This window comes from Geobacillus vulcani PSS1 (genome assembly GCF_000733845.1).
Taxonomy (GTDB): domain Bacteria; phylum Bacillota; class Bacilli; order Bacillales; family Anoxybacillaceae; genus Geobacillus; species Geobacillus vulcani.
On record NZ_JPOI01000001.1, the window covers coordinates 178,095 to 203,034 of the forward strand.

At 52.2% G+C, this 24,940-nt stretch carries 24 protein-coding genes and 1 other annotated feature; of the genes, 6 read left to right on the forward strand and 18 right to left on the reverse strand.

The genetic code is table 11. The annotated features are described in order from the left end of the window. Positions 1-5: 5 nt before the first annotated feature. The 4 genes from pepF to mecA all read right to left on the reverse strand — a co-directional run bounded on the left by pepF (position 6) and on the right by mecA (position 5,627). The gene (gene pepF / locus N685_RS0100980) at positions 6-1,829 is read right to left on the reverse strand and encodes an oligoendopeptidase F (RefSeq protein WP_031405064.1); all 1,824 of its coding nucleotides are present in this window, start codon (positions 1,827-1,829) and stop codon (positions 6-8) included. A gap of 9 nt (positions 1,830-1,838) precedes the next feature. Beyond that, positions 1,839-3,155, reverse strand: coding sequence for a competence protein CoiA (locus N685_RS0100985; RefSeq protein WP_031405066.1), 1,317 nt, complete (start codon positions 3,153-3,155; stop codon positions 1,839-1,841). 186 nt (positions 3,156-3,341) lie between these two features. Beyond that, positions 3,342-4,850 (reverse strand): cardiolipin synthase, encoded by a 1,509-nt coding sequence (gene cls / locus N685_RS0100990; protein ID WP_031405068.1) that lies wholly within the window; start codon positions 4,848-4,850, stop codon positions 3,342-3,344. 96 nt (positions 4,851-4,946) lie between these two features. Then, positions 4,947-5,627, reverse strand: coding sequence for an adaptor protein MecA (mecA, locus tag N685_RS0100995; RefSeq protein WP_031405071.1), 681 nt, complete (start codon positions 5,625-5,627; stop codon positions 4,947-4,949). A 207-nt stretch (positions 5,628-5,834) separates the two neighbouring features. Between mecA and N685_RS0101000 the strand changes: the two genes are divergently transcribed. Then, positions 5,835-6,494, forward strand: coding sequence for a TerC family protein (locus tag N685_RS0101000; protein WP_031405074.1), 660 nt, complete (start codon positions 5,835-5,837; stop codon positions 6,492-6,494). A gap of 49 nt (positions 6,495-6,543) precedes the next feature. Here the strand turns inward: N685_RS0101000 and spxA are convergent, their stop codons facing one another. After that, positions 6,544-6,942: a transcriptional regulator SpxA gene (spxA, locus tag N685_RS0101005; protein WP_031405076.1), complete on the reverse strand. Its 399-nt coding sequence runs from the start codon at positions 6,940-6,942 to the stop codon at positions 6,544-6,546. 296 nt (positions 6,943-7,238) lie between these two features. Between spxA and N685_RS0101010 the strand changes: the two genes are divergently transcribed. Then, positions 7,239-7,421, forward strand: a complete 183-nt coding sequence (locus tag N685_RS0101010; RefSeq protein WP_031405079.1) for a hypothetical protein — start codon at positions 7,239-7,241, stop codon at positions 7,419-7,421. A gap of 88 nt (positions 7,422-7,509) precedes the next feature. Here N685_RS0101010 and N685_RS0101015 read toward each other — a convergent pair whose 3' ends face one another. From N685_RS0101015 to N685_RS0101035, 5 genes are all read right to left on the reverse strand, one after another. Further along, a complete protein-coding gene (locus N685_RS0101015; RefSeq protein WP_031405081.1) occupies positions 7,510-8,445 on the reverse strand; it encodes an ABC transporter ATP-binding protein in 936 nt (311 codons plus the stop codon). Beyond that, complete coding sequence (locus N685_RS0101020; RefSeq protein ID WP_011230315.1) at positions 8,438-9,499, reverse strand: ABC transporter ATP-binding protein; 1,062 nt, start codon at positions 9,497-9,499, stop codon at positions 8,438-8,440. The genes N685_RS0101015 and N685_RS0101020 overlap by 8 nt, the downstream gene beginning before the upstream one ends. 21 nt (positions 9,500-9,520) lie before the next feature. Further along, positions 9,521-10,543 carry an oligopeptide ABC transporter permease gene (gene opp3C, locus N685_RS0101025; RefSeq protein WP_031405084.1) on the reverse strand — a complete coding sequence of 341 codons (1,023 nt, stop codon included), beginning with the start codon at positions 10,541-10,543 and terminating at the stop codon, positions 9,521-9,523. Then, entirely contained in the window at positions 10,540-11,469 is a 930-nt protein-coding gene (opp3b, locus tag N685_RS0101030) for an oligopeptide ABC transporter permease (RefSeq protein WP_031405086.1), read from the reverse strand. The genes opp3C and opp3b overlap by 4 nt, the downstream gene beginning before the upstream one ends. Before the next feature lie 120 nt (positions 11,470-11,589). Beyond that, entirely contained in the window at positions 11,590-13,245 is a 1,656-nt protein-coding gene (locus tag N685_RS0101035) for a peptide ABC transporter substrate-binding protein (protein ID WP_031405089.1), read from the reverse strand. Positions 13,246-13,897: 652 nt separating this feature from the next. Here N685_RS0101035 and N685_RS0101040 point away from each other — a divergent pair. Both N685_RS0101040 and trpS read left to right on the forward strand, forming a co-directional pair. Continuing rightward, complete coding sequence (locus N685_RS0101040) at positions 13,898-14,272, forward strand: DUF3899 domain-containing protein (RefSeq protein ID WP_031405091.1); 375 nt, start codon at positions 13,898-13,900, stop codon at positions 14,270-14,272. A 50-nt stretch (positions 14,273-14,322) separates the two neighbouring features. Next, positions 14,323-14,554, forward strand: a binding site (T-box leader). Positions 14,555-14,606: 52 nt separating this feature from the next. After that, the gene (trpS, locus tag N685_RS0101045) at positions 14,607-15,593 is read left to right on the forward strand and encodes a tryptophan--tRNA ligase (RefSeq protein ID WP_031405093.1); all 987 of its coding nucleotides are present in this window, start codon (positions 14,607-14,609) and stop codon (positions 15,591-15,593) included. A 62-nt stretch (positions 15,594-15,655) separates the two neighbouring features. Here the strand turns inward: trpS and N685_RS0101050 are convergent, their stop codons facing one another. The 5 genes from N685_RS0101050 to N685_RS0101070 form a co-directional block, all read right to left on the reverse strand. Then, the gene (locus N685_RS0101050; RefSeq protein WP_031405096.1) at positions 15,656-16,396 is read right to left on the reverse strand and encodes a YjbA family protein; all 741 of its coding nucleotides are present in this window, start codon (positions 16,394-16,396) and stop codon (positions 15,656-15,658) included. A gap of 85 nt (positions 16,397-16,481) precedes the next feature. Next, positions 16,482-16,688 carry a hypothetical protein gene (locus tag N685_RS0101055; protein WP_031405098.1) on the reverse strand — a complete coding sequence of 69 codons (207 nt, stop codon included), beginning with the start codon at positions 16,686-16,688 and terminating at the stop codon, positions 16,482-16,484. Between the two features lie 93 nt (positions 16,689-16,781). After that, entirely contained in the window at positions 16,782-17,570 is a 789-nt protein-coding gene (locus tag N685_RS0101060) for a DUF2268 domain-containing protein (protein ID WP_031405101.1), read from the reverse strand. Between the two features lie 141 nt (positions 17,571-17,711). Next, entirely contained in the window at positions 17,712-18,950 is a 1,239-nt protein-coding gene (fabF, locus tag N685_RS0101065) for a beta-ketoacyl-ACP synthase II (protein ID WP_031405104.1), read from the reverse strand. A gap of 40 nt (positions 18,951-18,990) precedes the next feature. After that, positions 18,991-19,923 (reverse strand): beta-ketoacyl-ACP synthase III, encoded by a 933-nt coding sequence (locus tag N685_RS0101070; RefSeq protein ID WP_031405106.1) that lies wholly within the window; start codon positions 19,921-19,923, stop codon positions 18,991-18,993. Positions 19,924-20,177: 254 nt separating this feature from the next. Here N685_RS0101070 and N685_RS0101075 point away from each other — a divergent pair, with 254 nt between their 5' ends. Continuing rightward, positions 20,178-20,429 (forward strand): hypothetical protein, encoded by a 252-nt coding sequence (locus tag N685_RS0101075; protein WP_031405108.1) that lies wholly within the window; start codon positions 20,178-20,180, stop codon positions 20,427-20,429. A 34-nt stretch (positions 20,430-20,463) separates the two neighbouring features. Here the strand turns inward: N685_RS0101075 and N685_RS0101080 are convergent, their stop codons facing one another. Then, the gene (locus tag N685_RS0101080; RefSeq protein ID WP_033842289.1) at positions 20,464-21,204 is read right to left on the reverse strand and encodes an alpha/beta fold hydrolase; all 741 of its coding nucleotides are present in this window, start codon (positions 21,202-21,204) and stop codon (positions 20,464-20,466) included. Positions 21,205-21,337: 133 nt separating this feature from the next. Here N685_RS0101080 and N685_RS0101085 point away from each other — a divergent pair, with 133 nt between their 5' ends. Beyond that, positions 21,338-21,526 carry a YjzD family protein gene (locus N685_RS0101085; protein WP_031405112.1) on the forward strand — a complete coding sequence of 63 codons (189 nt, stop codon included), beginning with the start codon at positions 21,338-21,340 and terminating at the stop codon, positions 21,524-21,526. Between the two features lie 215 nt (positions 21,527-21,741). Here the strand turns inward: N685_RS0101085 and clpB are convergent, their stop codons facing one another. Together clpB and N685_RS0101095 are read right to left on the reverse strand one after the other, a co-directional pair. Then, complete coding sequence (gene clpB, locus N685_RS0101090) at positions 21,742-24,327, reverse strand: ATP-dependent chaperone ClpB (RefSeq protein ID WP_031405114.1); 2,586 nt, start codon at positions 24,325-24,327, stop codon at positions 21,742-21,744. Between the two features lie 113 nt (positions 24,328-24,440). Beyond that, a complete protein-coding gene (locus N685_RS0101095) occupies positions 24,441-24,620 on the reverse strand; it encodes a YjzC family protein (protein ID WP_031405116.1) in 180 nt (59 codons plus the stop codon). Positions 24,621-24,940 lie beyond the last annotated feature (320 nt).

A 24,940-nucleotide genomic window follows, 5' to 3' on the forward strand; every position in this document is an offset into this window, starting at 1 on the left:
TCGTTTCATTTCCCAAGCAGCCGCTCCATCTCATCAAGCTTCTCCGCAAACACTTGGCACGCCTGGCGGATCGGCTCGGCGCTCGTCATGTCGACGCCGGCTTTTTTCAGCACTTCAATCGGGTAATCAGAGCTGCCGGCTTTCAAAAAGTCGATGTATCGTCTCACCGCCGGTTCTCCTTCTTCCAAAATTTGTTTGCTCAATGCAGTCGCCGCGCTGAAACCAGTCGCGTACTGGTATACGTAGTAATTGTAATAAAAATGCGGGATGCGCGCCCACTCGAGTCCGATTTCTTTGTCCACGACAATATCCTCTCCAAAATACTTTTTATTCAAGTCGTAATAAAGGGACGTCAACGTCTCGGCCGTCAATGCCTCTCCTTGCTGCTCCTTCAGATGGATCAAATGTTCAAACTCCGCGAACATCGTCTGGCGAAAAACCGTGCCGCGGAACCCCTCAAGATAATGGTTGAGCAAATAAAGCCGCTTCTTCTCATCATCGATCGTTTTCAGCAAATAGTCGTTCAACAGCGCCTCATTGCATGTCGACGCCACCTCAGCGACGAAGATCGAATAATGGGCATACGGATACGGCTGCGTTTTGCGCGTATAATAACTGTGCACCGAATGGCCAAACTCATGCACGAGTGTAAACAAATTGTTGACATTATCCTGCCAGTTGAGCAAAATGTACGGATGGGTGCCGTATGCTCCCGACGAATAGGCGCCGCTTCGCTTTCCTTTGTTTTCACGCACATCAATCCAGCGGTTGTCAAGCCCCTCTTTTACAATCGCTATATATTCCTCGCCAAGAGGCGCAAGCCCTTCCAACATGTACTGCTTCGCTTGCTCGTACGTAATTTCCATTTTCACTTCTTGCACAAGCGGCGTATACAAGTCGTACATATGCAGCTCATCAAGCCCAAGCACTTTCTTGCGCAGCCGCACGTACCGGTGCAACAATGGCAAATGTTCATGAATCGTGGCAATTAAGTTGTCATAGACGCTCTCGGGAATGTTGTTGGCATCCAACGCCGCTTCCCGCGCCGAACGATAACGGCGGACGCGGGCGAAAAAGTTGTCTTTTTTCACCGTGCCGGCAAGTGTATTGGCGAACGTGTTTTGAAACTTCTCGTACGTATGGTATACGGCGTAAAACGCCTCACGGCGGACACGAGGGTCTGTGCTTTCTAAAAAGCGGATGAATCGGCCGTGCGTCACTTCGACTTCGTCCCCGTTTTCATCCATGATCGTCGGGAATCTCAAGTCGGCATTGTTTAATGCGCTGAACGTATTGGATGCTGCCTGCATCACCTCGGCCGCCTGCGCCAAGATCGCCTCTTCTTCCGCCGACAGCACGTGCGGGCGCTGGCGCGTAATCTCGTCTAACGCGTGTGCATACAAACGGAGCGGCTCGTATTGTTCCAAAAACGAGCGCAACACCGCTTCGTCGATCGCCAAAATTTCCGGCACGATAAACGCCATCGCGCTCGATGCTTCACTGTACAAGCTTTTCGCCCGTGCGTCGAGCCCTTGGTAAAACGAATTGGTCGTATCTTGGTCATAGCGCATATGGGCGTATGTATACAGCTTGCCGAGGCGCATTGATACGTCATCTTGGTATTGCAATGCTTCATACAACACTTCCGGCGATTCGCCAAGCCGCCCTTTGTATTCGCCCAGTTTTGGAATCATCTCCTTCACTTGCCTGAACTCTTCTTCCCAAGCGTCATCGGTCGGAAAAATGTCCTCAAGCCGCCACGTTTCTTCCACCGGAATCTCGCTTCGCAACGGCAGCGACTTTTTCGTTTTCTTTTCCTCCACGGTCATCGTTCCTCCTTACAAATCATCGATACATGAATTAGTATTCACCATTTCGTCCATTTTTTCCTGTTTTCTGCTCATTTTTTCCACTCTCCCAAACTCAAGTGCTGACCAATAGCGGCTAAGCGCTGGCGTTTGACGAATTTGCTCAAGAAGTGCAGCATCTTGATGAATCACCTGATCAACGGTCGACGGAAACGACAACGGCTTCACCAAATGAAGCCGGTCGCCCTCTTCACGGCGGAGATAGCCGAGCAGACTCAACCAATGCAAATACTCACCGACGGCCTCACGATACGTATCCCGGTCAACAAGCGGCAGCCGGCGTGGAACGAGGCGGCCGGTGCGGATTTTGCCGTCAAGCCACTGAAATAAAGACGCTGCCGTTGCCGGCCAGCCGGTTTTTCCAAGAAGGAACAAAAGGACATACGTTTGCCAAATGAACGGCGCTGTCTCCCATAAATACCCGCGCGGCACCGGCCAGCCTGCTTCAGTCGGAAACAATGACGGAACGATGCCCGCCTGGTAAAAATCAGCACAAATGCGGCGCACGGTTTGGTTCGGATACAGCGGAAACGTCCGCCGCCATTGTTTTTTTCGTTCGAGCCATCGTTCCCAAAACACGGGAGGAAGCGGCAGCGAGCAGGAGGCCATCCAATTGGGGAAAGAAAACGACGAAAGCGGAATCGAATCGACCGCGGCCAATGTTCGCTGCACCGATAGAGGCAACGGGCGGAAAAGGCGGATGAAGCGCCTCTCCTCTGGACTGTAGTACCATATATGTGGAACAACTGAATGTGGAGCGCGATGGGCAAACAACCATTGAAACCGGGAGAGCTGCACTTCCCCCGAATATTTTGGTGAACGCCGCAAGTGATGGGCTCCTAGCACCCACAACGGGCGGATGCCGAGGCAACGGTAGCCGTCATTTCGTTTGCAAAACAGCGATTCATCGATCGTGGAACATTGGTATTCGAGGGCATAAAGGTGTGGGCCATGGCGGAACAACACGTCGGGGCGCTGCCTGATGGCGGGCAAATACGGCTCGAGCTTCGCCTCGATGCCTTGGCCAATGAGCCATGCGAACAAGTCTCGCTTACCCGTTAAGTGACGCTCCGACTCCGGTTCGTGCTCGACCGGGCAGGTCGCCCCTTTTCGATGGGCGAAATGCGGCAAACGGTAGCGGCCCGATCGGAGCACCACTTCTTGGCGGCACGCGGGACAAAAAAACGGTTCCTGTCGTTTCAGGCACATCAGCCCCTCTCGTTCCCATCTTTCCGCCCCGACAAGCGAAACCGTCCTGCCATCAGCGGAGAGAGCAACAAACAACATGATCACTTCCTTTTCAGTGAAAAATGATTGCCTGTGGGCGGAAGCAGCTAGGCTGTTCTCTGCTTCCCCCTTCACCGTCCGGTTCTTCCCTTTTATTCGTCGACCATCGCTGGTTTTCCTGCCCTGAGCCAAATTGCGCTGAAAAAAGTCCGCCGATTCGGCGGACTAGCGTTTACAAGCGGTTGGTTACAACAGAGGCGACAACAGCCGGGAGACCGATTCAGCGATACGCACCCGGAACGGGCGCTGTTGAAACTGTTCGTAGTCGATCATAGAAGCGTGGCGAAAATCTTCCAAAAAGTCGCGGACGAGTTTATGAATGCTGTCGGTATAATACAAAAAGGCGTTCACTTCAAAGTTTAAATGGAAACTGCGCATATCCATGTTCGCCGTGCCGATCGAGGCGAGCTCGCCATCAACGACAATGACTTTGCTGTGCAAAAACCCTTTCTCATACTCATAAATTTTCACTCCGGCCTCGAGCAGCTCGGGAAAATACGAGCGCGAAGCGTAAAAGACAATTTTTTTGTCCGGACGCTTTGGCGCCAGCAGGCGAACGTCGATGCCGCTTAACGCCGCCACTTTGAGCGCCGTCAAAATGTCTTCATCCGGCACAAAGTACGGCGAGGCCACCCAAATCGATTGTTTCGCCGACGTAATCATGGCAAAATACAGCTGTTTGATCACTTCCCACTTTTGGTCCGGACCGCCGGCAATGAGCTGCACCCCGCCTTGCCCTTCCTCGACGATGAGCGGCGGCGACAAGTAATCCGGCGTCAGCAGCCGCTCTCCTGTCATATAGTACCAATCTTGCAAGAAGATCAGTTGCAGCGTCCGAACAGCTTCGCCGCGGATCAATAAGTGCGTATCACGCCAAAATCCGAAATATTTGTTTTTTCCTAAATACTCATCTCCGATGTTCAGCCCGCCGACAAAGCCGACGCCTCCATCGATGACAATGATCTTTCGATGGTTGCGGAAATTGATTTGGTTGCTTAAAAACGGCAGACGCACGGGCGAAAACGGAATCATCTCGACCCCGGCTGCCCGCAGCTCCTCGATATAGGCGTTGGACAATTTCCAGCTGCCAACGGCGTCGTACAAAAAACGGACGCGCACGCCTTGACGCGCCTTTTCTATTAAAACACGCTTCAGTTGTTGGCCGATGTCATCATGGCGGACGATATAATATTCTAAATGAATATGATGTTCCGCCTTTTCCAACTCAGCAAAAATCGCAGCAAATGTCTCCTCGCCGTTGGTCAACACCGCCGTTTGCGACGCGAGTGAAACCGGATGCTGACCGATACGATAAGCAAGGCGCAAAAGCGGACGCTGATGGGGCGCCATCGGCAGCCGCTCGACGGCAATCGGCGACGGCTCTTGGAACTTGAGCAGCACCGCCTCGTCAAAATTAGCTTTCTTTTTATAGCGACGCTGCTGCCAATAGTTGCGTCCAAACAATAAATAAAATAAAAAGCCGACAATCGGGAAGCTCCCCAACACCGCCAGCCAAGCGATCGTCTGCGCCGGCTTCCGGTTCTCGAGGGAGATGACAAATGCGATAAACACAACTGAACAGGAGATGAGCACACTCAAAACGCCAAGCAGCTTCCCTTCCCAAAAACCGCGCGTCAATGCCAACAGTGCGCCGACGATGACGACGAGAATCGCCACTCTCGATGCGTTTCGCAACAAAACCCCTCCATCAGGCCCTTCATGATGGCCGTTTTTCTTCTGCCAACACAGAAAACGCCGATTTCTGGCGGGGAAATCGGCGAAATGGAAACATTATGGGGCTGGAAAATATGTTTTGATTGTTTCGAGCGCATTGTCGCCCATAATTTCCGTTCCGTATTCTTCGAGACGATAAATCGTCATCTGGGAATCGCTTCCGTATTCCAACAGAAGGCTGAGCATATTGTCCACTTCCTGCTCGGTGTAGCGTTCGTCAAACTCGACGAACAAGTAATAGCGGCCTTCAAATTGGAACAGGCGGTTCGACAACTCAGAGAAGTCAGCGCGATGGGCCAAGGAAATGACATCCTCGATATCCTTGAACGAAAGGATGAATTGAAGGACATCTTGCTCTTCTCGCTCCTCGGCGTCCCCGTTTTGACCAAAGTGGAAATGGTGGCCGAACAGCGATTCCACCTTTTCATCACTGGACAGCGAAAACTCGCGCCATTTCTCTTCTGGAAGCGGCAGCTCGAGCTTGCTTCCATCTTTGGACAACTGCGCTTTCGTCACGACGACTTCAAGCCCTTTTTCAAGCGCTTGCACTTGGATCCAAAGCGGGCCATCGAGCGAAAAATCGCTTTCCCCATGAACTTCATCCATCATTTCCCAAAATAATTCTTCGCTCCGTTCCCGGTTATACCAAATCTCTTCGCGGTCAAATCCGCGCTCCTCTATATCAACATACGAAATGTAAAACTTGACCGTATGCTCGTTAATGCGTTCGATTTCCACTTTTGACTCTCCCTTCTAAAACGAAATAAAAAGGGAAGGGATCGCATCCCCGGCATTCTCGTTAACTATAAACGTATGCCTTGTACTCTTATTTTATGATAAAAAGCGAAAGAAGGGAAATAAAAAAACGCGTTTTTAAAAATTGGTTATGAAACCGGCCATGTCCTACTATAATGATGATGAACACGGACGGAATGAGGGACGCCTATGGTGGATGAATACATCGTTTCCATCTTGCTGATTATCGGCATTGATGTCATTCTTGGCGGGGACAATGCGGTTGTCATTGCGCTAGCAAGCCGCAACTTGCCGGAACAAAAGCGGAATGTCGCCATCATTGTTGGCACCGCGTTGGCGATCGGTGTTCGCATTGTCTTGACGGCGGCCGTTGTTTGGCTGTTGACGATCCCGTTTTTGCAGCTTGCTGGCGGCATCATTCTCTTCTGGATCGCCTTGAAGCTGATCGGACAAAAAGACGAAAAACCAGCTATGATCAAAGCCGAACCGTCGCTTTGGAAGGCGATCCAGACGATCGTCGCCGCCGATGTCGCCATGGGGCTTGACAACGTCATTGCCATCGCTGGAGCGGCTCAAGGTCATATTGGGCTTGTTGTGTTCGGTTTTCTCTGTTCCGTTCCTATCATCATTGTAGGCAGCAAAATCATCCTTTATGCCATGGAACGGTTTCCGGTTCTTATTTATGCCGGCGGCGCCCTCTTAGCGTACACCGCTGGAAAGATGATCGCTGCAGAAGAGCGGTTGCACCCGTTTTACCCCCCGAATGGGGAGACGCTGTTTCCAATGGCGGCGGCCGTTCTTGCCGTTTTGCTCGGTTTTGCGGCCAACCGCCGGTCGCGCGCCGCGTAAAGCAAATGATAAAAAACTTCTACATGGCAGACCATGTAGAAGTTTTTTATTACCCGTTCACCAGCCGTTGCGCTTCGCGAAGCTGATACGCCCGCACTTTGCGCGGCAGGAAGCGGCGGATTTCATCTTCATTGTAGCCGACTTGGAGGCGCTTTTCATCAATGATGATCGGCCGGCGCAAAATGCCTGGGTTTTTTTGAATGAGTTCATACAAGTCTTGCAACGGCAGAGTTTCCAAGTTAATGTTCAGCTTTTGGAATACTTTCGAACGGGTGGAAATGATCTCATCCGTCCCCGTTTCCGTCATCCGCAAAATCTCTTTAATCTCCTCGACAGTGAGCGGCTCAGAGAAAATATTGCGCTCGATATAAGGAATATTGTGCTTCTCGAGCCACGCCTTCGCCTTCCGGCATGACGTGCAGCTCGGTGACGTGTACAGCTTAACCACTTCGATCACTCCTTTTGACAAGGAATCCCTTGCTTCCCACGTCCGAGACGACGGACGTGCACCGCTATGCCGGTTTGACGTCTGACAGCATAGCGACACGGCCTAAACGCCAGTTTGGCGATCAGCCGCTTTGCCAATCGTTTGCAAATTGAAATGACTTTAACATGATATATTATACAATACATCAGCCAAGAAAGATATAGTTTTTCGATGATAAATGCAATTTTCTTTCCCCTTCCAAAGTGAAGGAAAATCCTCTACAATCAAAGTAGAAGAGGAAAAGGGAGGAAGAACCGATGGCCGGGTATTTCATCGACTTTGCCATTGCTTCGGCATTGATCATCGTCCTCACCGCATTGATGGGGAACATCAGCAACACGATCGGAGAGCGAGTGTTCGGCCGAAATAAAAGTGGAAAGCATGTCGAGGCCTCTCACCGCATCCAACAAGGATGGAAAGTCGTCGGGGGAAAAAAATAACGCGCCAAAACAGGCGCATAGTTGGGCGCCGCCTCTTTCACCGTTCGCATCGCGCAGCAGTGAAAGAGCGGCGCTTTTTCCGATTCTGCTAGGCATACATCGCCCGATATCGCTTATACTCTTCCTCCGAACAAAGCACAAAATGGCCAGGCGTAATTTCACGGAATTCAAGTTCCTCTCCATCCCTGTAGCCATGCTGCGCCGGGTCGTAGACAATCCGTTTGCGCGTGCGCTCCGTTTCCGGATCCGGAAGCGGAATCGCGGAGAGCAACGCCTTTGTATACGGATGGATCGGATTGCGGTACAGCTCTTCTGATTCGGCAAGCTCGACCATTTTCCCGAAATACATGACGCCGATCCGGTCGCTGATATATTTCACCATCGACAAGTCATGGGCGATAAACAAATATGTCAGCCCTTTTTCGCGCTGCAGGCGCTTCAATAAGTTCACGACTTGCGCCTGAATGGAAACGTCAAGCGCCGAGATCGGCTCATCGGCGATGATGAACTCCGGCTCGACAGCCAACGCCCGGGCGATGCCGATCCGCTGGCGTTGACCGCCGGAAAACTCATGCGGGTAGCGGCTGGCGTGCTCACGATTCAAGCCAACCGTCTCAAGCAATTCATAAACACGCTGCATCCGTTCTTCTTTCGTTTTCGCCAGCCCGTGGATGTCGATACCCTCAGCGATAATATCGGCAACCGTCATCCGCGGATTGAGCGAGGCGTACGGGTCTTGGAAAATCATTTGCATTTTCCTGTTTAACTCTTTCAGCTCTTTTTTGGATTTCTTGCCGTGCACATTGACGCCGTTAAACAGCACTTCCCCGTCTGTCGCCTCATACAGCCGAATGATCGTCCGCCCCGTTGTCGACTTGCCGCAGCCCGACTCGCCGACAAGGCCGAACGTTTCACCTTTATAAATGTCAAAGGTGACGCCGTCGACCGCTTTCACCACCTGACCGCGTCCAGCCGGGAAATACTGTTTCAAGTTTTTGACTTCAAGCAGCTTTTGTCTAGCCACGCGGTTTCCCTCCTTTTCGGGCGACGATGTCAGCAAACCGTTTCATCCGTTCACGCACGATAGCCGGCGGCTCCACTTTCGGCGCCATCTCATGCAATAGCCATGTCGCCGCATAGTGCGTATCGGACACTTGGAACATCGGCGGCTCGAGCTCATAGTCAATTTTGAGCGCATACGGATTGCGCGGCGCAAACGCATCGCCTTTGGGCGGATTTAACAAATCCGGCGGCGAACCCGGGATCGAATACAGCTCCGTATCTTTATGGTCAAGGCTGGGCATCGAGGCGAGCAATCCCCACGTATACGGATGTTTCGGATTGTAAAAAATTTCATCCACTGTGCCGATCTCGACAATTTTCCCGGCATACATGACCGCAACGCGGTCCGCCATGTTAGCGACAACCCCTAAGTCGTGGGTGATGAAAATAATCGACATGCCGAGTTTTTTCTGAATGTCTTTCATCAGCTCCAAAATTTGCGCCTGAATCGTCACATCAAGCGCTGTCGTCGGTTCGTCGGCGATCAAAATTTTCGGATTGCACGCCAAGGCGATGGCAATGACAACGCGCTGGCGCATCCCGCCGGAAAATTGGTGCGGGTATTGCTTCATGCGCAGCTCGGCGTTTTTAATGCCGACCAGCTGCAACAGTTCAATCGCCCGTTTGCGCGCTTCGTCTTTTGACAGCTTTTGGTGCTTTAAAATCGCTTCCATAATTTGCTTTCCGATCGTCATCGTCGGATTGAGCGACGTCATCGGATCTTGGAAAATCATCGAAATTTTCGCGCCGCGAATCGATTGCATGTCTTTCTCCGACAGCTTGGTCAAGTCTTTTCCTTCAAATAAAATTTCCCCTTGCTTAATCCGGCTCGGCGGCGTTGGCAACAGGCGCATCAATGCCTTGGATGTCACTGATTTCCCAGACCCCGACTCGCCGACAATCGCCAACGTTTCCCCTTTATACAAATCGAAGGTGACGCCGCGGACGGCTTGCACTTCACCGGCGTGAATGTCAAAGGAAATGTGCAAATCGTTCACCTGCAAAATTTTCTCCATCGGTTTCACCCCTTCCGTTCCTTATTTGCGCATTTTCGGGTCCAACGCATCGCGAATTCCGTCAGCCACCAAGTTGAAGCTCAAAATGAGCAAGCTGATGACGACCGCTGGAATGATCATCAAGTGCGGATACGTTTGAATCGATTTATACCCATCGTTGACAAGCGAACCGAGCGACGCTTCCGGCGGACGGATGCCAAGGCCGATAAAGCTCAAAAACGCCTCGGTGAAGATGGCCGATGGAATCGTGAACATCGTCGTAATAATAATCGGACCGATGACGTTCGGAATCAAATGTTTGAAGATGAGCCGCGATGTCGGCGCCCCGAGCGTCCTTGCCGCCAACACGTATTCCATGTTCTTTAATTTCAACACTTGTCCGCGCACGATCCGCGCCATCGTCGTCCAACCGGTAATGACCATCGCCAATGTGATGGAAATGATTCCAGGTTCAAAAATCAAAATGAACAAAATGACCATAATTAAATATGGGATGCCGTTTAAAATTTCGATAATCCGCTGCATCACATTGTCGACGCGGCCGCCATAGTAGCCGGAAATGCCGCCGTACGCAATCCCGATCAATAAGTCGATCAACGCGGCCAGCAAACCAATGTAAAGCGAGATGCGCGTGCCGTACCACGTTCTCACCCACAAGTCGCGTCCTAAGTCATCCGTGCCAAACCAATAATACTCTTTGACACCGCGCTGTTTATACACATCAACGCCGTTTGCATCCCGGCCGTCAAACGGAAGCCAATGGATATGTTCAAGCACCGGGATTTTCGGCGGAAGTTTCGCATGCCGCAAGTTTTGATCCTTATATGTCCGGTCGCTCACCATCGGGGCGATGATCGCCATGAGCGTCAAAATGATAATCATCACGAGCCCGACGATCGCTGCTTTGTTTTCCCGAAGGCGAAGCCAAGCATCCTGCCAAAACGTCAAGCTCGGTCGATTGATTTTTTCCTGCTCACCGACGTTCGGCGGGGCGGGCTGAAACCATTCCGGTGAAAGTTGTTCGTATTGTTGTTTCGCCATCATTTTTTCCCTCCCGCTAACCGGATGCGTGGGTCGACAACCCCGTACAACACATCAACGATAAAGACGGCCAAAATCAACAAGGCTGAATAAAACAACGTCGTTCCCATAATCACGGGATAATCGTTCAGTTCAATCGAACGGACAAACTGCTCTCCAAGACCAGGGACAGCAAACAGTTTCTCAATGACCAGCGTTCCGGTCATTAAATTAACGGTCATTGGACCTAAAATGGTAATGACAGGAATCAGGGAGTTGCGAATGGCGTGTTTGATGATGACCCCCGCTTGGCTGATCCCTTTCGCCCGAGCGGTCAAAATATAATCAGAGCTCAACACTTCCAACATCTCCGTACGCATAAAGCGGGCGATGCTGGCGATGACCCCGACAGACAGCGCCAAGGTCGGAAGAATGGTATATTTGAAGCCTTCCCAAAACGCTACCGGGAGCAATTGCCATTTCACAGCGATAAAGTATTGCAAAAATCCCCCAAGCACAAACGATGGAATCGAGGCGCCTAACACCGCAATGACCGTAGCTGTGTAATCTTCCCAATGATTGTGTCGAATCGCCGCGACAATTCCGAGAATCAACCCGACGATCGTCCCAAAAACAATCGCCTGAAACCCGAGCTGGGCCGACGGGCCGATTCGGTCGCTGATGAGCTCTGTCACCGGACGGTTGTCATATTGGAACGATACCCCCAAGTCTCCTTTCAACAAATTCCCTAAATATTGAATGTATTGAACAGGCACGGGCTTGTCCAATCCGTATTCTTTCAAAATGAGCGCCTTCTGTTCCGGCGTCAATTTTTCTTGGTTTTGCAACGGTGAACCTGGCAACAGCTTCATTAAAAAGAACGTCAACGTCGCAATGATAAACAACGTGATAATCATATAAACGAACCGTTGAATCGTATACCGCGCCATGACCGCACCTCCTCTGCTTTTCTATAATCTTCGTTGTTTTTCGACATTTTTCGCCTTGGCAGGCAAAAGGAGAGTATATGCCTATGCATATACTCTCCTCCGCATCTCTCAAGAGAACGGTTACTCAATATACGCCCATTTCAAGCTGTAGTCGGCGCCGAACGTGTGCGTGACGAAATCTTTGACGTATTCACGTTGCACATACGCAGCGCCGCGTTGATACAGCGGAGCGATCGGCATTCCTTCAAAGACGATTTTTTCGGCTTTCAGCATGGCATCCCAACGAGCTTGTGGATCGTTGGCAAGCGTCGTTTGCGCGTCTTTGATCAGCTTGTCGTACTCCGGATTCGACCAACCTGTTTCGTTGTGCGGGCTTGTTGACGTCCAGAGCTGCAGGAACGTCATCGGGTCTTGATAGTCCGGACCCCAGCCGGAGAACGACAAATCATATTGCATGCTGCTTTCGAGCTTCAATTTTTGCGCAAACGGTTGTTGTTTGATGTTGATCGTCAAGCCCGGCAAGTTTTTCTCGAGCTGTTCTTTTACATACTCGCCGATTTTCTTCGCGTTGTCGGTGTCATAGTTCAGCAGCTCAAGCGTAAATTTGTCTTTGCCCAGCTCTTTTTTCGCTTGCTCCCACAGTTTTTTCGCTTCATCCGGATTGTAATTGACCAAATCGCCATTCACATCGCGGAAGTCTTTGCCATCCGGACCGGTGACGAAGTCTTTCGGAACGGTGAACTTCGCCGGAATCGAACCGTTGTTCAGCAGCCTATCGACCATCGCTTGCGTGTCGATGGCCATCGCAATCGCTTTGCGGGCGTTGACGTTGTTCAACGGTTCTTTTTTCGTGTTCATGCGCAGCCAGTAGAGCGACGGATCCAATTTCGTGTGGAAGTTTTTGTCGTTTTTGTACTTGTCAACGAACTCCGCCGTCAAGCCGACGCGATCCACTTGTTTTGTTTCATACAGGTTGACTGCTGTCGCCGTGTCTTTGACAACTTTGACATTGACTTTTTCGAGCTTCACAGCATCTTTGTCCCAGTAGTTCGGGTTTTTCGTGTAAACCCATCCTTGTTCGTGCTTCCACTCGCTCAGCACGAACGGGCCGTTGTACAGCGTCGTGTTGGCTTCAAGCCCGTATTTTTCGCCTTGCGCTTTCACAAACTTTTCGTTTTGCGGCATGAACGTGCCGAACGCCGTCAAGCCGACGAAATACGGAACTGGGTTTTTCAGCTCGACTTGGAGCGTGTAGTCATCAAGGGCTTTAACGCCGACTTGGTCAAGCGGCACCTTGCCTGTGTTGGCTTCTTCCGCGTTTTTAATGTCGTACATAATGTACGCGTATTCCGATTTCGTCTTCGGATCCAACACGCGCTTCCAAGCGAATTCGAAATCGTGCGCCGTCACCGGATCGCCGTTTGACCACTTCGCATCTTTGCGAAGCTTGAACGTGTACGTTTTGCCGTCTTGGCTCACTTCATAGCTTTCCGCTATCCCTGGCACCGGCTTGTTGTCTTTCCCTAAACGGTACAAGCCTTCCATAACGTTGTTCAAAACAATGAACGACACCGCATCAGTGGCAAGCGCAGAATCAAGCGACGGGATCTCCTGGGTTTCAAGCAAGTTCAGCACCTGCTCCTTTTTCTCCGCCGGCTTTTCGCCGCCCTGGCCGCCTTGGGCATTGTTGCTGTCCTTGCCGCCCCCGCCGCACGCCGCTAAAAACGTCGACAGCGCGAGAAGCAGCACGAGGAAGAAAGAGAATCGCTTCTTCACTAAAAACCCCCCTTAAAATTTATGTAGCGTATTACAAATCTTCTGAACCATTTGATTTCAGAAGATTGCACTTACATCGCTTATTATATCCTGTGTTAGTATATTTGAAAAGGATTTTTTTATTTTCTTAAATAAAAAAATTTCAAACTACTTACAAGTGGGATGAGGATCGGCTTGCATTTCCATCTGTGTTGTGCTGACTTTCGTCACCATTGCAAATAAAAAATTTCTGCCTATAAAAAAGAAAGCGCTTACAATATAATTTTTTTGCTCTTCCTCTTAGCTTCGAAGCAAATAGTTCCTGAACTTCCAAGTTCTTTCCTTATTTTTCAATATAATTTTGTTAATAATTTTGACAACCTTCCCTCCTACATGATTGATCATCATGAACCAAGAAGACCTCCACTTTCACGCGTGAACGTAAGTGGGGATGAATTGATGTCTTTCTTCATTGTTCTTCCTCTTGCCTTCACAGAACAAAAGGGATAAAATGGAGAAGATAGAACGCACGTTCCTTTGTGTAGGCGGAAAGATCACGCATAAAACCTATCGCTTTCGGTTGTACTCCATCTACTACAAACGAAGCTCATCAACCAAGCGATCGCGTTCAAGGTAAAATAAACAATGACAAGGGAAAGGTGGGACAGACGATATGAAACAAACTGCTGTGCGGACTGGATGGCTCGTCGCCGCGATGCTGGCAGTGAGCGCACTCATCGTGGCGAGGCAAGGAGCATGGAGTACGATGGCGTTTATTAACGTGTCGTTTTTGCTTTCCCTGTTGCCGCTGTCGCTCGGCGGGCTTTTGTTTGTTTATGAACGCGGGTTCTTCAGTGGATTTGCGTATGGATTCCGCCGATGGCGCAAGAGTGGAACAAAGGTGGAGCAGTATCTTGAAGAAACGGCTGCGGAACAGGAAACAGCAGAAACGCTCGGTCCGCGGCGCTTTGCCGTCACGTACCCGCTTCTTTTTTCCGGACTCCTTCTGTTTCTCGCGATGATCGCCGCCGGATATGCCGTGCAATAAGGTTGCAACAGCTGAATGTTTTCCGTATAATATAAGGCAAATTTAGAATAAACCGAGCGATGAGAAAGAAAAGTACATATGGCGATGCCTTCAGAGAGCTTGTGGAAGGTGCGAACAAGCGGCTAGCCATATGGAATGGGCTTTCGAGCTTCCCGCCGAACCGGCGACGCAGTAGGCGAGGACGTTCCCCGCGTTACAGGGGGCCATGCGTGAAGCATGGGCTGAGTGATTGCGCCATGAGCGCAATAAATAGGGTGGCACCGCGGTCCTACCGTCCCTATCGAAAGAGGGATGACAGGACCTTTTTTATTTTTGTTTGAGGGAGTGAAGATCGATGAAAACCATTTTTTCTGGCATTCAGCCAAGCGGCGTCATCACCCTTGGCAACTACATTGGGGCGCTGCGGCAGTTTGTCGAGCTGCAGCATGAATATAACTGCTATTTTTGCATCGTTGACCAACATGCGATTACCGTTCCGCAAGACCCCGACGAACTGCGGCAAAACATTCGCCGCCTCGCCGCTTTGTATTTAGCCGTCGGCATCGACCCGACGCAGGCGACGTTGTTCATCCAGTCTGAAGTGCCGGCGCACGCTCAAGCCGCTTGGATGCTGCAGTGCATCGTTTATATCGGCGAACTGGAGCGGATGACGCAATTTAAAGAAAAATCGGCCGGCAAAGAAGCAGTCAGCGCCGGGCTGCTCACGTACCCGCCGCTGATGGCCGCTGACATTTTGCTTTATAACACCGACATCGTGCCGGTCGGCGATGATCAAAAGCAGCATATCGAATTGACGCGCGATCTAGCCGAGCGCTTCAACAAACGGTATGGCGAGCTGTTCACCATTCCCGAGGCGCGCATTCCGAAAGTCGGCGCCCGTATCATGTCGCTTGTCGACCCGACGAAAAAAATGAGCAAATCCGATCCCAACCCGAAAGCGTACATTACACTGCTTGACGATGCGAAAACGATCGAGAAGAAAATCAAAAGCGCCGTCACCGACTCGGAAGGAACGATCCGCTACGACAAAGAAGCAAAACCAGGCATTTCGAACTTGCTCAATATTTATTCGACGTTATCCGGTCAGTCGATCGAGGAGTTGGAGCGGCAATACGAAGGAAAAGGGTACGGCGTCTTTAAAGCCGACCTCGCTCAAGTGGTCATCGAAACGCTTCGACCGATTCAAGAGCGATATCACCATTGGATGGAAAGCGAGAAGCTTGACCGCGTGTTGGATGAAGGGGCGGAAAAAGCAAATCGGGTGGCATCGGAAATGGTGCGCAAAATGGAGCAAGCCATGGGGCTTGGGCGGCGACGGTAAATAGCCGCATCCAGCAAAGCCATGCAAAAAACGGGCAGGCGCCTGTCGCCTTGGCCCGTTTTTTAATTGACTTTCGGTTCTTGCTCCATTTCCCACAGTTTTTCGAAAAACGGCTGCCCTTTGATCAAGTTTTCGCACAGTTGCTCATGCCGTTCGGACCACCCGTATTTCGTCTCGTTATACAATTGTTCCCACGCTTCATCAAAAGACATTTGTTGAATAGCGGCGTATTTTTCCGGCGCCCATTCCGTATACCAATAGCGCATCTGGGCGGTATTTTTTGTCGAATAAAGCTGGTCAAGCGCCATAAACAGCAGCTGTTTCAACTGCCGCTCTTTGCGCGTGAGACCGCACATCAGTTCCGGTGCCGGGGATAAAATGTGGTATTCTTTTTCATACCTCGGCAGCGGATAGTCCCGTTCCTCCGCTTCGGCCGCCATTTCGTAGACGAGTTGTTCCTGACGCGGAATGAGGCGGCTTTTGCGAATCGGGATTTGATAACCGATTGTATCGACAGCCAAAACGCCGGCGCCGTCCGTGACAACGAAACAATAGTCCAGCTGAATGCGTTCATGGTTTTTGCGGACATACGCCTTCTGATACACATCTTCCAGCAACGGCTTCGGAAGATCGGACAAGCTGTTTTCAATGTAATGAAACAGGGCCGGGGATACTTTTAACAGCGGCACTTGGTCAAGCAGCTCAATTTGATCATCCTTGCGCCATTCGTGAAAATGGCAGACATTGTATCCGTTCTCTTCGCCTTCAAACCAGTTGACCCAAATGTCGTGCAGATAAAGCATGCAAGACCCCTCACTTCCAGACGTGTTTGTCCATCAGTATAGGCAGAGGGGGAGAATTTTATTCCATTTCGTCCTCTTTTCCCCTCTAGGGGTTGCGGCTTGGAAACGTCAAGCTCCCCCACATCAGCAAGAGGCCGATGGGGAATAAATAACATTCCACCCTTGTCGAAATATAAGATACGTATTCGCTAAAACCGCGCTCTGGGGTGATGATGTTTAAATAGGCAATCGCCATCATGCCGCCGACAACCGAAAAGCCGAAACCGACCAAATAAAAAAACAGGCGGACCATCGGGCTTCCCTTCCTTCTTGTCCACATCCTTGTTTCTACATATATGTTGATTTCGTGGACAACATGCCTGTTTGCCGCCCAATGCGCCCTTTGCTACTCCACGACAAATCCCGCCAATGCCGCAATTTCTTTGGCTTCCATCGCCATCAGTTGGGCGAGCGAATGCCCTCGCTCAAGGCAGCGGCGGACGATGGCATACCCAACGGCATACCCCCCCATTTTCGGATGCCATCCAAATCCGTACAAAATGCGGGAAGTATGTGGATGCGAAACGGGCAAATGTTGGTTCTGGACAATATAGCGCCGCCAAAATCGCTCCATCTCCCGGTCGGTGTAATACTTCGTCCATCCCGCGCACTGTTCGGCACCGACCGTTTCGGCGACGGCATGCTCCGCCAGTCCTTCCATGACGACGGCATCGAGCAATGTCGCATCCTGGCCGTCGTTCGGCAACTGCTTGAGACGGCATACATGGTTGTATTCATGCGCCACCAACGCGGCGATCTCCTCGTCGCGATGATCCGGCAGCAAGAAGAAAAACAACTTATCGGCAAACGCCACCCCGCCTTTTCCTTGAAACTCTCGCTTCAGCTTCCGGTTTTCGTCATCCGCCGGCAGCAAAAACACCGGCACATCCGGACCTTTCCACACCGTCCGCTGCCGTTCATAAAGCCGGCCGACGCGCGCCCAGAGCCGGCGCTCTCTCATCCTTGGCAACAGGCGCGCCGCCTGCTGGGCGCTGCGGTACATCCCATACCGCCGCAGATAGGCAGAAATGTCCCGCGCCGACGCCTCGTTGAAAAACGGCGCCAACCGCGCGCACAACCGGAGTGGATCGCCTTCATCCTCTTCAAGCCATCGATCGGTCGGCAGCAATCCCATCGCTTTTCCCTCCTACCCCTACGGTATGCCGGCAGGGAAAAGACGGTGAACCAAACAAAAAAGAGAGCCTGGCGCTGAACCGAATCCGCCGTCAGTCACGCGTTTTCGGCTTTGCTCAACCAAGGCTCTCCTTTTCATCCATTACGCATATTTTTTAAAAATCAATGTCGCGTTATGGCCGCCAAATCCAAATGAATTGCTTAAGACCGCACGCACGTCTTGCTTGCGCGCTTCATTCGGCACATAGTCGAGGTCGCATTCCGGATCCGGCGTTTCATAGTTGATTGTCGGCGGAATGACGCCGTCGCGGATCGCCAATACAGAGAAAATCGCCTCCACGGCGCCCGTCGCCCCGAGCAAATGCCCGGTCATCGACTTCGTCGAGCTGACGGCGAGCCTATACGCATGATCACCGAACACTTCTTTGATCGCCGCCGTCTCATATTTGTCATTGTATTCCGTGCTCGTGCCGTGGGCATTGATGTAATCGATGTCCTCGGGCTTCAAGCCGGCGTCTTGAAGCGCCTGGCGCATCGCCCGTACTCCGCCTTCGCCGCCTGGCGCGGGCGCGGTGATATGATACGCATCGGCCGTCGCGCCGTAGCCGACAATTTCCGCGTAAATCTTCGCGCCGCGGCGCAGCGCGTGCTCCAGTTCCTCAAGAACGACGATGCCGGCCCCCTCTCCCATGACGAACCCATCGCGATGTTTGTCAAACGGACGGCTCGCCGTTTTTGGGTCTGGATTGGTTGAGAGAGCCGTATTGGCGCAAAAGCCGGCGAACGACATTTTCGTAATCGGCGCTTCCGTCCCCCCCGTGATCATGACATCGGCGTCGCCGCGCTGAATGACTTTAAACGCATCACCGATTGAATTCGCCCCCGTGGCGCAAGCGGTCACTGTGCACGAATTGATCCCTTTCGCGCCAAGGATGATCGATACTTGCCCAGCGGCCATATCCGGGATCATCATCGGCACGAAAAACGGGCTCACTCGACGATAACCGCGTTGCTGGAAAATCTCAAACTGCTGTTCAAACGTCTCCATGCCGCCGATGCCAGAACCGATCCAAACGCCGACCCGTTCAGCGTTGCTTTCATTAATGTTGAGATTGGCATCTTTGACCGCCATGAGCGCTGCCGCGACGGCGAATTGGGTAAATCGGTCCATCTTCCGCGCCTCGCGGCGGTCCATAAACAGCGACGGGTCGAAATCTTTCACTTCCGCCGCCACTTTCGCCGGAAAGTCGTCCGGATTGACGCGGGTGACAATGTCGATGCCGGACTGGCCGGCGATAATGTTTTTCCACGTCGTTTCTGCGTCATTTCCAAGCGGGGTGACGGCGCCTATGCCTGTCACGACGACTCGTCTTTTTTCCATCGCTTCCGTCTCTCCTTTTATTTGAATAATGGATGTGCCGTTAACGGCCCCAACGCAAGGCGATTGCGCCCCACGTCAGCCCGCCGCCGAATCCGACCATGACGATGAGATCATCGTCAGCGATTTTGCCCGCTTCCAACTCTTCGACAATCGAAATCGGAATGGATGCGGCCGACGTGTTGCCATATCGGCGGATCGTCGTCGATATTTTCTCTTCCGGCAGCTCGAGCCGCTGTCTGGCCGCTTCAACGATGCGAATGTTCGCCTGATGAGGAATGAGAAAGTCGACATCGTCTTTCGTGAGTCCGGCTTTTTCCAGCACACGCACGCTGGACTCTCCCATTTGCCGAACGGCGAATTTGAACACTTCACGGCCGTTCATGACGATATATTCGTCTTTGTATAAATATTTTCCTCCTGTTCCGTCAGCTCCCAACTCAAAAGATAAAATGCCGCGCCCGGGCGACACTGGTCCCATGACGACCGCTCCGGCGCCGTCGCCGAACAGCACCGCCGTATTGCGATCGGTCCAGTCGGTAATTTTCGATAGTTTGTCCGCCCCCACTACTAATATATACTTGTAGACACCGGTGTCAATAAATTGGGAGGCCGTGACCATCCCATACATAAATCCGGCGCAGGCAGCACTGAGATCCATCGCGGCGGCGTTGACAGCCCCAAGCCGCTCTTGCAGCATGCAGGCGACCGACGGAAACGGACGGTCCGGGGTGACGGTGGCAACTAAAATGAGATCAATGTCTTTCGCCTCAATGCCGGCATCTTGAAGCGCCTTTTCTGCGGCAAAATACGCCATATCGGACGTATCAATGTCATCTGCGGCGATGCGGCGCTCCTCGATCCCGGTGCGCGTCCGGATCCATTCATCCGATGTATCCATCATTTTTTCCAAATCAAAGTTGGTCAACACCTTTTCCGGCACGTAGCGGCCAACCCCGATAATTCCTGCTCCCATATCATCCATCTCCTCTTTCCCAAAATGGCGAAACATGCTCACGCCGACAACCAAACTTGAATGTACAATCAGTCTACATCACCAATTATTATTACTTGGTACTAATTTTAGCCGAAAGAGCGTGGATGCGCAATAGAAAACGAAAGTTGAACCATCACTTTCCGTGCCCCCAAGGCATTTGTCCAAACCGCTTTTTCCTTTCCACCATACAATACAAATTAGGAACAACCATCGCACGAAAGGGAGGATCGCCCATGGCCAACGGCGAAGCGCAAGAACAACAGCGCGAACGACAAGACCGCTTTTCCCGCCTGATGTTCGGTTCTTTTCCTTCCCGGGCAATCGGCGAGCACAAAGATCAAGGGAACGGGGCAGAGCCGCCTTCACTGCCGAACATCGATTTCATGAAGCTGTTTGAAAATGTCAATACGCTAGCCGACTCATTGCAACAATTAAAACCGCTCGTGAAAAAGATCACCTCGCTCGTCGACTTATTGAAAAAATAGCAGACGCACCAATCGATGCGTCTGCCCTTGTCGTTTATGGGAGTTCATTGTATTGGTAGAAAAATTGCCCGATTTGCTGAGCCAGTTGGCGCCGTTTCTCCGGCAGCTCGTAAACGACGCGCACCCGAGTGTTTGTCGTTTTCATCCATTGTTCATATTTACGGCTATGCAAGGCGGATGGATACGGGCTCACTCCGGCCAGCTGCCAAATCGTCACCGGAACGTCATGAGGACTGAGAAAGAGGGACGGAACAGCCTCCAGCACCTCCTCCTCTTTCAAGCCATAGGCAGTCGCGATTTCCTTCACCATCCGCCGGTACACGAATGGATGTTCCTGTTCATAGTCAAGCTGGGCGCGTACGTCAAGGCAAGGGTTGATCATGGCGACGGCGCGGATTTGGCTTGGCATGGCGCCAAGCAGCTGCAAGGCGACGAGCGCGCCCATTCCTTCGGCAACGATATAGATGCGCTGGTTCACAATTTCGCTTTTCAACACCGAGTAAATGAGCTGGCGCGCCAGCCGGACCGCTTTCGGGCTTCCCCAATGCCGGCCGTACAAATGGGACGAAAAGACCGTATACCCGCGTTCCAACCAATCTTCCAACCATTGCCGCCGCCCCGGATGCTCGAACCAAAAACTTGTCTGTTCGTTCACGTAATGATCGCCGTCCCCCATTAAAAAAACGGCAAACCCATTTGGGCGCTCCGGCACGTGAACGATGCACCATTGCTCATCAAGTTGAAAAAACCGCCGTTGTCCTGCCATCGTTTCCATTCACCCTTGTTTGGCAATGCATAATGGTACAGTATACGATATGCGCGGCTGAAAAAAACGTCCGGGTATATGCCTACACGACAAATTGTGATAAGATAAGAAAAGGAATGACGCGAAGATAGGAGGAACAAAGATGCGCTTATTTTGGACGTTTTTCTGGACGTTTTTGCTCGTGCAGATGGCGACGTACGTCATGGGCTCGATGCAAGGCATCGGCTACAACTTCACAACCGGCGCCTTGCTCGGCGTGATCGTGACCGTTTTGATCGTCATTGTCGCTGCTTTGATTCCGGATGAGCCGGCTGGGGATCATCACCATTGATCATTCTCCTTATACGACAACGCCTTGGGACTTTCGTCCCAAGGCGTTGTTTTTGTCATCCCTAACCGAGAAGCCCCGTTCCAACACGTATATAGGTGTAAGTGGAGGGCGATTCCATCTCTATTGATCTGATCTGGGCTCGTGTTTTCCGTCCATGCTGCGCTCCGACAGACAAAAAGCACGTCTCTCCGCGTCGGCGGGCCCCTTCGGTTTGTCTATACCGACGGACGAATGACGAGCCGTCCGTTGTCAACATCAACCATGACGGTGCTATACTCTTTCACCCGCCCGGCGATCAACTCTTTGGCAAGAGGCGTTTCGATTTGCTTTTGCATAAACCGTTTGAGCGGGCGGGCGCCGTACACCGGGTCGAAGCCCGCTTCGGCGATGTATTGCTTCGCCGCTTCGGTCAGCGCGAGTTCGATATGCCGATCGGCCAAACGGCCCGACAATTCGCGGGCGAATTTGTCGACGATGCCTTTTACTTCGTTCATCGACAACGGCTTGAACAAGACGATATCGTCGATGCGGTTTAAAAACTCGGGGCGGAAATGGGCGCGCAATTGGCCAAGCACTTGGTTGCGCGTGCCCTCATCGATGCCGCCCTGTTTGTTTTCCAATAACAGCGGCGAGCCGATGTTCGATGTCATGATGACGACCGTGTTTTTAAAATCGACCGTCCGTCCGTGCGAATCGGTGAGCCGCCCGTCATCCAGCAGTTGCAGCAGGATGTTGAACACGTCCGGATGCGCTTTTTCGATTTCATCAAACAACAGAACGGAATATGGCTTGCGCCGCACCGCCTCGGTCAGCTGGCCGCCTTCCTCATAGCCGACATAGCCGGGCGGCGCTCCGATCAAGCGGGAGACAGCGTGTTTTTCCATATACTCGGACATGTCCAGACGAATCAGTTGCTCCTCACTGTCAAACAGTGCTTCGGCGAGCGCTTTGGCCAGTTCCGTTTTGCCGACGCCGGTCGGTCCAAGGAACAAAAACGAGCCGATCGGGCGGTGCGGATCTTTCAAGCCGGCGCGCGCCCGCAAGATGGCATCGGCGACGAGCCCGACCGCCTCCTCTTGACCGATGACCCGCCTGTGCAGCCATTCATGAAGGCGAAGCAGCTTTTCCCGCTCCCCTTCGACAAGGCGGGTGAGCGGAATGCCTGTCCAGCGCGACACGATTTCGGCAATCTCTTCTTCCGTCACTTCCTCACGCAGTAATTTCCCTTCACTTTGCTCACTGATTTCCTGCTCAAGCTGTTTGAGTTGCTTTTCCAGCTGCGGAATGCGGCCATGGCGAAGCTCGGCCGCCTTGTTTAAATCATACTCGTTTTCCGCCTCTTCCAGTTCGCGTTTTGCCCGCTCGAGCGCCTCGCGCAGACGGCGGACGCGGTCAAGCGCTTCTTTTTCCTGCTGCCATTGCGCTTTCATGGCATTCGCTTTTTCGCGCAAATCAGCGAGTTCTTTTTGCAATGCCGCAAGCCGCTCGCGGCTCGCTTCATCCGTTTCTTTGCTTAATGCCGCCTCTTCAATCTCGAGCTGCATGACGCGGCGCATCACTTCATCGAGTTCGGACGGCATCGAATCCATTTCCGTGCGGATCGTCGCGCACGCTTCATCGACCAAATCAATCGCTTTGTCAGGCAAAAAGCGGTCAGAGATGTAACGGTCGGACAACACCGCAGCCGCGACGAGCGCGCGATCGTGAATTTTCACGCCATGGTGCACTTCGTACCGCTCTTTCAGCCCGCGCAAAATCGAAATCGTGTCTTCGACGCTCGGCTCTTGGACCAATACTTGTTGGAAGCGGCGCTCGAGCGCCGGGTCTTTTTCGATGTATTGCCGGTACTCATCAAGCGTCGTCGCTCCGATACAGCGCAGCTCGCCGCGGGCGAGCATCGGCTTTAACATATTGCCGGCGTCCATCGCCCCCTCGGCCCGGCCGGCGCCGACGATCGTATGCAGCTCGTCAATGAACAAAATGATGCGGCCGTCGCTTTTTTTGATTTCATTGAGCACCGCTTTCAGCCGCTCTTCAAATTCACCGCGAAACTTCGCTCCAGCAACAAGCGCACTCATATCAAGTGCGAAAATCGTTTTGTCTTTCAAGCCTTCCGGGACGTCTTTGCGCACGATGCGCTGGGCGAGCCCTTCCACAATGGCCGTTTTCCCCACGCCCGGCTCGCCGATCAACACCGGATTGTTTTTCGTTTTGCGCGACAAAATGCGGATGACACGGCGAATTTCACTGTCGCGGCCGATGACCGGGTCGATTTTCCCTGCTCTGGCTTCCGCCACTAAATCGCGTCCGTATTTGGTCAATGCCTCGTACGTCGCCTCTGGATTCGGACTTGTCACGCGTTGATTCCCCCTTACTTTTGTCAATGCGGCCAACAGCGCTTCACGAGTCACCCCAAACGGCGCCAGCTGCCGGGCGACCGGCTCGGCGCCGCGAGGCAACGCGAGCAACACATGTTCAACCGATATGTACTCGTCTTGCATTCGTTTTGCTTCCGCTTCGGCTTCCTCAAGCAGCCGCGCCAAGGCGGGCGCAACATATAGCTGCCCATTCGCCCCATGCACTTCCGGTTTTTGACAAAGCTGGTGGCGCAGCCAGTCAGCGGCCTTTTCCTTGTCAGCGCCCGAAAGCTCCAACAACCGCGGCGCCAGGCCGCCTTCTTGTTCAAAGAGCGCCAACAGCAGGTGCTCGACATCGAGCTGTTGATGATGCCGTTCTTTGGCGAGCGATTGCGCCGCCATGAACGCCTCTTGCAGTTTTTCCGTCAAACGGCTTGCATCCATGCCGTTCCCTCCATTTGACCTTTTTTGACTATAAATGATTATAGCGGATCCACCGCCCGGTAAGCAAACCAAAAGCCACTCCGCGATGGGAATGGCTTTTCGTTTCATCCGCCTTACGGCTTGCGCAAATACGTCCAATGCCGGTTATGGTTCGACGTTTCCGGAAACGTGTCACCGGCTTTCAGTTTCAGCTTTTTTGGATGTTTCACATTGTCTCCCGTTTCGCCGATCTCAATGTAAATGCCGTTGTTCGGCGCTTTGTCTCCCGGTTTAAAATGGCGCGGTTGACCCATTTGTTTCATCCCCCTTGCTTCGATTGCATTTGTTAGCATTCCCAGTTTCGCCGCTGTTCATAAGAAGGGAAATGATGGGGCCGCCGCACACGGAGCGCTAACCCTTTTACAAAAGGGCAGACGGAAACGGTTGTCTGCCTTTAAGATGAGGCAAAACCTATCGTGCGGCCAAAGCCGTCAAAGAGCGTGTCCCCAAAGGATCGGGACACGCTCTTACAGGCCGGTGAAAAACGGCGGCCACAAGCAAATCAATCAGCGGCATTTGGCCAAAAAAAGAAGGCTGATTTCGCTGGAAGGCCGGTGAAAAACCGCTGTCGCAC